The sequence below is a fragment of the Listeria valentina genome, assembly GCF_011800755.1.
Classification (GTDB): Bacteria; Bacillota; Bacilli; order Lactobacillales; family Listeriaceae; genus Listeria; species Listeria valentina.
On record NZ_JAATJW010000081.1, the window covers coordinates 1 to 9,043 of the forward strand.

At 39.6% G+C, this 9,043-nt stretch carries 9 protein-coding genes and 1 riboswitch; of the genes, 6 read left to right on the forward strand and 3 right to left on the reverse strand.

Annotation, left to right across the window (positions count from 1 at the left end; genetic code table 11):
• Positions 1-108: 108 nt before the first annotated feature.
• Positions 109-2,709 carry a YhgE/Pip domain-containing protein gene (locus HCK02_RS12555; RefSeq protein WP_246215603.1) on the reverse strand — a complete coding sequence of 867 codons (2,601 nt, stop codon included), beginning with the start codon at positions 2,707-2,709 and terminating at the stop codon, positions 109-111.
• 24 nt (positions 2,710-2,733) lie between these two features.
• A complete protein-coding gene (locus HCK02_RS12560) occupies positions 2,734-3,222 on the reverse strand; it encodes an RrF2 family transcriptional regulator (RefSeq protein ID WP_167630453.1) in 489 nt (162 codons plus the stop codon).
• A gap of 172 nt (positions 3,223-3,394) precedes the next feature.
• A riboswitch (PreQ1 riboswitch) is annotated at positions 3,395-3,439 on the forward strand.
• A 7-nt stretch (positions 3,440-3,446) separates the two neighbouring features.
• Between HCK02_RS12560 and HCK02_RS12565 the strand changes: the two genes are divergently transcribed.
• Entirely contained in the window at positions 3,447-3,926 is a 480-nt protein-coding gene (locus HCK02_RS12565) for a QueT transporter family protein (RefSeq protein WP_115751828.1), read from the forward strand.
• 22 nt (positions 3,927-3,948) lie between these two features.
• On the opposite strand, the gene HCK02_RS12570 is transcribed toward HCK02_RS12565, so the two are convergent.
• Positions 3,949-4,443, reverse strand: a complete 495-nt coding sequence (locus HCK02_RS12570) for a hypothetical protein (RefSeq protein WP_167630454.1) — start codon at positions 4,441-4,443, stop codon at positions 3,949-3,951.
• A gap of 102 nt (positions 4,444-4,545) precedes the next feature.
• Between HCK02_RS12570 and HCK02_RS12575 the strand changes: the two genes are divergently transcribed.
• The 5 genes from HCK02_RS12575 (at position 4,546) to HCK02_RS12595 (ending at position 8,942) form a co-directional block, all read left to right on the forward strand.
• Positions 4,546-5,028, forward strand: a complete 483-nt coding sequence (locus HCK02_RS12575; protein WP_167630455.1) for a PH domain-containing protein — start codon at positions 4,546-4,548, stop codon at positions 5,026-5,028.
• Positions 5,021-6,490, forward strand: a complete 1,470-nt coding sequence (locus HCK02_RS12580) for a PH domain-containing protein (RefSeq protein ID WP_167630456.1) — start codon at positions 5,021-5,023, stop codon at positions 6,488-6,490. Before HCK02_RS12575 ends, HCK02_RS12580 begins: the two co-directional genes overlap by 8 nt.
• Positions 6,491-6,700: 210 nt before the next feature.
• Positions 6,701-7,492: an amino acid ABC transporter substrate-binding protein gene (locus tag HCK02_RS12585; protein ID WP_167630457.1), complete on the forward strand. Its 792-nt coding sequence runs from the start codon at positions 6,701-6,703 to the stop codon at positions 7,490-7,492.
• Positions 7,479-8,183 carry an amino acid ABC transporter permease gene (locus tag HCK02_RS12590; RefSeq protein WP_167630458.1) on the forward strand — a complete coding sequence of 235 codons (705 nt, stop codon included), beginning with the start codon at positions 7,479-7,481 and terminating at the stop codon, positions 8,181-8,183. The genes HCK02_RS12585 and HCK02_RS12590 overlap by 14 nt, the downstream gene beginning before the upstream one ends.
• Before the next feature lie 12 nt (positions 8,184-8,195).
• On the forward strand, positions 8,196-8,942 hold the full coding sequence (locus HCK02_RS12595; RefSeq protein WP_167630459.1) for an amino acid ABC transporter ATP-binding protein: 747 nt from the start codon (positions 8,196-8,198) through the stop codon (positions 8,940-8,942).
• Positions 8,943-9,043: the final 101 nt, after the last annotated feature.

Consider the following 9,043-nt stretch of genomic DNA (forward strand, 5'->3'; position numbering starts at 1 on the left):
TTTTTCCATTTTTATAGAAAAAAACGCCCATCCCTCTTCTTTCTCATGGAGGGATGGGCGTTTTTCGACAGTCTGAGCCAGAAGGAAATTTCCTTCTGGCTTTTTTGCTCAGTCCCCACCAGGGATTAGCGTTTGATTTTCCAGTGCAAAACGTTTGTTGTGCCGAGCAGTGAGTACCCACATAAGAAGTAAGTTAGCGACTACGATAATCGAAAGTAAAATCAAGGAACTGTGCACATATACAGAAGTTCCAAGCCCAGACGAAATCGCATCTCGGAAACTATAAACCGAGTAACTCATTGGCAAGAATGGATGGATAGCATTAAAGAATCCATTCGTAAGAGGCATTGGGAACGTCCCTCCAGCTCCGCCGAGTTGAAGTACGAGAAGCACCATGGCAACAAACCGGCCCGGATTTCCAAGTGTAATCGCAAGGAACATCACAAGGAACATAAAGGTTAATGAAGTTAAAACAGACGTTAAAATAAAGGCCCCCACATGATCCACATGTAAACCGAGCATTAACATAATCGAATCCAAAATAAGCGCTTGAAGGACGGCAGCAGAAGCTCCGATAGAAGCTTTGCTGAGCCACCACGAAATCCCGCTTGTTGGATCCATCGAAGGACGGCGAATCGGGAAAATAAAGTTAAAGACAAGCGCCCCAACATAAAGACCGAGTGAAAGAACATAAGGCGCAAGACCGTGCCCGTAGTCAGGAACTTCGCTCATTTTGTGTTCCGTTAATTTAGTTGGCGATGCGAACATATTGAATGTTTTATTCGAGGCTTTTGTATCATTTACTTGTTCAGCGCCATCTTTTAGCTTCCCAGCAAGTTCGCTTGAACCATCACCGACTTGTTTAATACCAGTTCCAAGATCAGTTGACCCTGACGCTAATTTGTTAGCCCCCACATTGATTTGAGAAGCCCCACTTCCTAGCTGACCAATTCCATCATTTAAAAGAGGGAGTTGGCCGTTCATTTGATTTAAACCACCAGCTAGCTCATTCGCACCATGTGAAAGTTTGGCATTTCCAGCTTGTAGCGCTGCATTGTTTCCTGTAAGGGTTTGTAAGCCACCATTTAGTGAGCCTAAACCATCTGTCACTTTTTTCGAACCGCTATAGAGTTCATCCACGCCATTTGAAAGAGTAGGAATAGAAGCCGTTAATTGATTAGTTCCTGAGGCTAGCTTAGCCCCACCATTTGATAGTTCGCCGAGTACCGTGGAGATCTCGCTGAATTTAGCTATGGTTTCATTCGTTTTTCCAACTAATTCATTTGTTCCACTTGCAAGCTCAGGAACTTGCGAATTAAGTTGGAAGATAGCGCCAGCAATTTGGTTGCTACTTGCTTTTAATTGATCAATCCCAGCTGTAATTTCTGTGAAAGCTTTCGACTGACCATCAGTTACTTGTTTAGCGCCACCTTTTGCACCAGCCTTTGCCAGTGTGACGATTTTTTGAGCTTCTGGTGAAGAAAGATCCACACCAGCTTGTTTCATCGCATTATCAATTCCAGCATCAATGGCAATATCATATTGCTTGTTGCTTGCTTGAAGCTGTGTGATGCCCGCTTGAAGTTGATTCAAATTTTGCGTTAACTCATTTTGACTGATTTCATTTGCAGAGCCCACTGATTTATTTAAGCTTTGATTGAGCTGTGCAACGGCGGATTCTAATTGATTCGCGCCAGTTTTCAATTTCTGTAATTTTTGCTTTTGCTCTGGCGTATTGCTTTCTTTCAAGCCATCATCCACGCTTTTTTTAAGCTGCGTAATCCCACTGTTCATCTGAGTTACGCCACCATTTAATTGATTTGCGCCAGAAGAAAGACTGGGAACTTGATTTTTAAGTGCCGTAATCCCACCTGTTACTTGGCTTGAACCGGGATAAAGCTTAGCTGAACCTGATGCTGATTCTTTAACACCATTTGTATATGCGCCAAGTTTTGATCCAAACTCATTTTCACCAGCGCTAAGGGATTTAGCACCATCAGCTAACTTTTTCGTCCCAGCAGAAGCTTCATTTACGGCAACTTGAATTTGTGAAGTACCGTCTTTAAAAGTGAGTGTACTATCCGCAAGTGTGTTTAAACCATTTGTGATCGTTTTATTCCCATCTGCTAATTTCGTGCTACCATCATCTAGTTTTTTAGCACCATTTGCGGCAGTTGTCATGCCTTTGCCGACTTCTTTAATTTGAGCGAAAACACTTTTTGCATATTCTTTTGTGATACTTGTTGCAACTTGTGATTTTAATTGATTGGCTCCTTGCTCCGTCACCACTTCGCCAACATAGTTTTGCGAAGGATTGATTTTGTAAGATAAGTTCATTTTTTGAGGATTTTTATCAAGCAATGTTGAAGCATTTTTTGAGAAGTTTTTTGGAATGGTGACAACCATATAGTATTTGCCATCTTTAATTCCCTGTTCTGCAGATTTTTGACTGACAAAATGCCAATCCAAATCGTTGTTTTTCTTTAAATTATCCACGAGTTCATTTCCGACATCGAGTGTCTGTCCGCCGTACTCCGTTTTCTGATCGTGATTAACTACCGCTACAGGAAGATCTCCTGTTTTACCATAAGGATCCCAAACCGATTTTAAGAAGAAGCCACCATATAAAATCGGAATGAATAAAATAACAATGGAAGAAATCAGCAGGATTTTATTTTTCCCGAACTGCATCCATTCGTTTTTTAACATATTCACTTTCTAATCAACACCAATCTAAAAATTTAATTCTGGACGACTTTCGTTCCAATTTTTGAACGGAAGCTCCTCTTGATCAAGCGTTTCAAGCAATAAATCTGCGACAGTGCGGTTTTTAAGCACTTCTTTCCAAGCTGCGTCTGCTTTTTGAAAAGTTTCGGTTACTTTTCTTTCTCCTTTAGAAGCCACATTTTTACGAATATCTCCAAACACCGTTTTAATAAGACCAGTATCTGGATAACTCGAGAGGTCGCTTTCAACGGCTTCTACGATTTCAAGCAGCGAAATTTTTTTCGGACTTTTGGCCAAAGAAAATCCACCGTTGTTTCCAGAAACGGATTGAATGATTTCTTTAACGACTAATTTTCGCATGATCTTTTTTAAGTAAGAAGAAGAAACTTGCAAACGCTCGCTGATTACATCCGACGCAAGTGGCGCCGAACTATCTTGTGTAGAAAGTAGTGTAATGATACAAACCGCTTGTTCTAAACTTCGTGTCAGTCTCATCAGATTCACCTCGCTTTTGGTAAACGCTTTAGAGATAACAAATATCTATTATGGATACTGGTTATCTATGACAATTATAATCATTTTCATTAAAAAAGCAAGCTCTAAAGCTTGTTTTTTCTTGAAGGGGTTTTCATTTTTATAAAACTGCGCTATAATAATGTGATTTTAAAAAAACGTAGTTCGAAACCATCCTACGTAAAAAAACTAGGGAGAGATTAATAGTGAAAATGAAGTGGATTACAACAAATGCGATTGTTGCAGCCCTCTACGTGGTCATGGGCTTTATTGTTCAGCCACTTGTTTATGGAGCTGTCCAATTTCGTGTTCCAGAACTGTTCAATCATTTGATTGTGTTCAACAAGAAATTTTTCTGGGGAATTATACTCGGCGTTTTTATAACGAATCTGTTTTCGCCACTTGGTTGGTATGACCTTGTTTTCGGTGTTTCGCAGTCCGTTATTTCCATGCTTATCATGTTTATCGTGATGCACTATTTGAAAGGGCAAGTTGCAAGAATGATTGCAAATACGCTAGTTTTCTCATTGACGATGTTTATGGTCGCATTTGAGCTTTATCTGGCATTTGATGCGCCGTTTTTCGCAAGCTGGCTATTTTCAGCCATTGGAGAGCTCACGGTGATGGGGATAGGCATTCCGATTATGTATATGTTAAACAAGCGAATGAAACTAGACTCGCTTTGAATATTTGAAAAGAGCCGGAACGTTAATCTGTTCCAGCTCTTTTTATGTCACGTAGTGAAGCAAGAACCTTCAGTCTTGCTTGTACCTTTTTGTGTTCAAATTTTTTCGGAGTAAGCCCTGACAAAGTGATGAGAAGCTTAAGCTCGGTTTTCTTGCCTTCTGAGTTTATTTCAGCGATTGTTAAGTAATTTTCACCATTTACAAAATCACGAAGAATAAGCTTGTGTTCAGTCGTCAGCTTTTGTGTAGAAATCGTTTCGTAACTAGTGGTATAAGTGATGCGAGCGGGTTCTTTTGAGGTGAATTGAATTTTCACTTGATTATTTTGAACAGCAACAAGTGGTGTTCCAATCGAATAGTCACGTGTCAGAAATAAATCAGCCAAGTCTTCTGAGGTTTGGTTAGATTGCAAAACTTCTGTTTCTGGAGCAGCCATCACTTTTGTCACCGGAGCAGAAAAACTTGCCACCGAGAAAAGCAGGCAGGCGATCATCCAATAAACCCATTTTTTTCGCATCTTATTTCTCCTCTCAAAAAATGTTATACTTAGCATAACACGAAATGATAAACAAAAAATGAATAATGTCTTAATTTTTGAAATGAAACAAGGGAGGGTATCATGAAACTTACCAATTTAGAAAAGAAATTGCCTGAAAAAATAAAAAGGGTTTGGCAGTTTTCCTATGGATTTGTGGGGATTCTTTTAATTTTAGCTACTATTGCAAGCTATTTCATTTTTTCAGCAACAGATGTGAATCTCTGGTTTAGTGCGATCGTATTCGTAGTCGCATTGCTTTATTTTATTATCATTTATGGCTTTATTATCCCGTTTAGATGGGCAAGATGGAGCTATCAAATTAAGCATGATGAAATCGAAATTCAACATGGCATTATTTTTCGGAAACGTGTGCTCATTCCGATGATTCGGATTCAGCATATTGAAACGTCACAAGGTCCGCTACTTAGACAACAAAATCTGGTCTCACTTTCGATTACGACGGCAGCGGGTGCAAAAGAAATTGAGGCTGTTAATGCTTCAGAATCTGATGAATTGCGGGAATATATTCTCAGTCTTGTAAAGGTGGCGAAAGAAGATGTATAGCGAACGCAAACTGCATCCAATTGCCCTTTTGAAAGAACTGTTTGATAATTTACGCAAGAGTATTGTTCCGATAGTCGTTGCTTTATTTTCAGTTTTTCAAGGAATCAAAAATAATCAATGGCTTTTGATGTGGCTTTTGCCCGTTCTTATCATTGCCATTATTCTCTTATTGTTTGCTCCAGCTGTGATCAAATATTGGACTTATCGCTATACACTTGAAGAAAAAGGGCTACGCATTAAATACGGTTTGATTTTCCGAAAAAATATTTTTATTCCATATGAAAGAATTCAAACCGTTCAGCAGAAGCAGTGGTTTTTCTTCATTCCGTTTGGAGTCGTTCAAATTCTTGTGGAAACGGCAGGAACGAGTGGGAAAGCGGAAGCTGATTTGAGTGCGGTGCCGAAAAGTGTGGCGCAAGAACTCAAAGATTTAAGAGACGGCAAAAAAGTAGAAATTGCAGACGAACAAGTCACACAAGACTATTCAGGTGTACATAATGAATCAGAGACAAGCATTCGGACGATAGAACTAAAAACAAAAGAACTACTTCTTATGGCCGTGACATCAGGTGGTGTGTTCGGAAGCTTTGTCCTTATTATCGCATTTTTGTCTCAATTCTGGGATGCTATTCCAAAAGATTGGCTTGCATCAGGCTTTGAACAAGCCATTCAATTAGGTGTTTTGCTGTTTACCATTTTGGCGATTTTACTTTTACTCGTTTTATGGGTTTTTTCGATCATTTTAACTCTGTTTAAATTTTTCCAATTCAAACTGCATCAATTTGAAGATCATCTTATGATTGAAAAAGGCTTGTTTGAGCGAGATACAACAACAATTAAATATGAACGCATCCAGGGTGTTGTGATTGCGGAATCTCCATTACGGCAGATGCTTCGACTTGTGAGCGTGAAGATCATCACGGCAGGGGGCGCCGATGAAGAGAAGCAATCGGGTGACATTTTGCTCATCCCGATCATGAAAAAGAAGCTTGCACTTGAGACAATTAAAGAAATGTTGTCGGACTATCACTTTGAAGAAACAAAAATTGAAAAGTTTCCGAAGCAAAATCAAGCACGTTTTTTGATAATTTATCTTGCTTGGTCACTGATTCCGTTTCTTATTTTAAGCGTATTTTTCTATCCTTACGGGCTTATCTCAGTACTTCTTCCTCTTCTTGCTGGGTTGAAAGCAGTGGCAAGTTTTCGCGCAACAGGTTTTAGCGTAAGCGAAGGAACGCTCTTGCTTCGCGCGCGCCCGTTTCTTTCTAAAACGACTTATTTGATTAGAAAAGAACGAATTCAGTCCATGAAAGTTTCAAGAAGTATTTGGATGGAACGATCGAAAACCAATCATTTAAGTGTCGCTTTAAAATCCGGGAATTCGGAAATGACTCCGTTTTTACGGTATCTTGCCGGAGAACAAACAGAGAGACTTTACAAATGGTATCGCCCAAATAATTAAAGAAAGCTGTACTCCAAAATCTGGGGTGCAGTTTTTACTTACCCAAAGTAAGCATCTTGCTTGCAAATTGAGTGGGATTCTCCTACAATATACAAAGCATAGAACGTGTGGCAAAGTGAACAAACTGTGACTATTAATCCTCCTTATTTCATCGGAATAATAGGTTTTGCGATAATTAAGGAAGAAAAAGAACAAAAGGAGAACGAAAACATGAAAAAGATAGCAGCGTTTTTACTGACTTCAATTTTAGCGGTAGTTTTAACTGCTTGCGGCGGGAGCGGAAGCTCTTCAAATGATAATGACATGAAAAAAATCGAAAAAGAGGGGACCATCACAGTTGGGACAGAAGGCACTTATCGTCCCTTTACTTTTCATGATTCGAAAACGAATAAATTAACTGGATTTGATGTTGACGTCGTGAAAGAAGTTGCCAAACGACTAGATCTTAAAGTGAAATTTGAAGAAACACAATGGGATTCCATGTTCGCCGGACTCAACTCTTCTCGCTTTGACGTGGTTGCTAACCAAGTCGGGATCAATAAAGATCGTGAGAAAAAATATGATCTATCAGTGCCTTATTCGAAAAGCACAGCTGTCATCGTAACAGCAAAAGACAATGATTCGATTAAATCTGCCAAAGACTTAAAAGGCGTGAAAGTCGCTCAAAGTTTGACAAGTAATTACGGAAAAATCGCGAAAGAAGCGGGTGCGGATATTCAATCGGTTGACGGGCTATCACAGTCGCTCACATTGATTAAACAAGGTCGGACAGATGCTACTGTCAATGATAAGCTGGCCGTGTTAGATTATATGAAGCAAACGAATGATGATAAAGTGAAAATCGCAGCTGAATTAAACAAAGAAACGAGCAGCAGTGCTTTTGCGTTTCGCAAGGATTCTGGAATCAAAGCAGCCTTTGATAAAGAACTGAAAGCTATGAAAAAAGACGGTACTTTGAAACAAATCTCAGAAAAATGGTTCGGGCAAGATGTTTCTGAATAACTTCGTTTTAGGTGCTGTTTCGCTTGATAATTTGAACTTTGATGTGCTAAAAGAAGCATTTTGGCCAATGGTAAAGGGCGGAATCGAGTATACGATTCCGCTTACGCTTTTATCTTTTATTATTGGGATGGTCATTGCACTTGTAATCGCACTTTTCCGTCTTTCAAGTTCGAAAATTTTTCGCGGAATCGGTCGTTTTTATGTCTCATTAATTCGCGGGACTCCGCTTCTTGTTCAACTGTTTGTTATTTTTTACGGTCTACCAACAATTGGTCTTAAGTTTGATCCTTTTCCAGCTGCGATCATCGCTTTTTCGCTAAATATTGGTGGGTATGCTGCGGAGATTGTGCGTGGTGCGATCCAGTCTGTTCCTAAGGGGCAGTGGGAAGCAGGCTACACAATCGGCATGAGCTATACGCAAGTATTGTTTCGGATCATCATTCCTCAGGCTGCTCGTGTTTCAGTTCCGCCGCTTTCTAATACATTTATCAGTTTGATTAAAGATACTTCACTAGCTTCACTTGTACTTGTTTCTGAGCTATTCCGTAAAGCACAAGAAATTGCAGCAACGAGTTACGAGTTTTTGCTTGTTTATATGGAAGCGGGACTACTTTACTGGATTGTTTGTGTGTTTTTATCGGCGCTACAAGGGCGTCTCGAAAAACGGTTGGATCGCTATATCGCGAAATAAGGAGTGAAAGCTATGTATCTTGAAGCTAAAAATATTGAAAAAGCATTTGGAGAAAATCAAGTTTTGCGTGGCATTGACCTAAGTGTCAAAAAAGGAACGGTAACGGTTATTATCGGACCTTCAGGATCTGGCAAAACCACCTTTTTAAGATCGCTCAATGCTCTTGAAATCCCTGAATCTGGCTCGCTGCGGTTCGATGATTTAGAAATTGATTTTTCAAAGAAATTATCCAAAAAACAAATTGCGGATCTTCGAAAAGAATCGACGATGGTTTTCCAAAATTATAATCTTTTCCCGCATAAAACAGCCCTTGAAAATGTTATGGAAGGTCCTGTTCAAGTGAAGAAAATGTCTAAAGAGGAAGCTCGCCAAGAAGCGTTAGAATTGCTTGAAAAAGTAAATTTAGCAGAACAAGCGGATCTTTATCCGTATCAGCTTTCAGGTGGCCAAGAACAACGGGTTGGGATTGCACGTGCGCTTGCGATGAAACCTAAATTGATTTTGTTTGATGAACCCACTTCAGCCTTAGATCCAGAACTAGTTGGAGATGTGCTTAAGGTCATGAAAAGCCTCGCAAGTGATGGCTGGACAATGATCGTTGTAACGCATGAACTTAAATTTGCAGAGCAAGTGGCCGACGAAGTTATTTTTATGGATCAAGGAGTTGTCTGCGAACAAGGAAAACCTGAAAACATCTTTAGCGCACCGAAGGAAACAAGAACAAAGCAATTTTTAGAGCGGATTTTAGATCCAATTTAAGTAAAAAAGCCTCACAATCGAACTATGATACACTCCCTATAAAGTAGACACTAGGAATAAAAAATCTAGTTCACTTTAGAAGGAGTGTATTTTGTTATGAC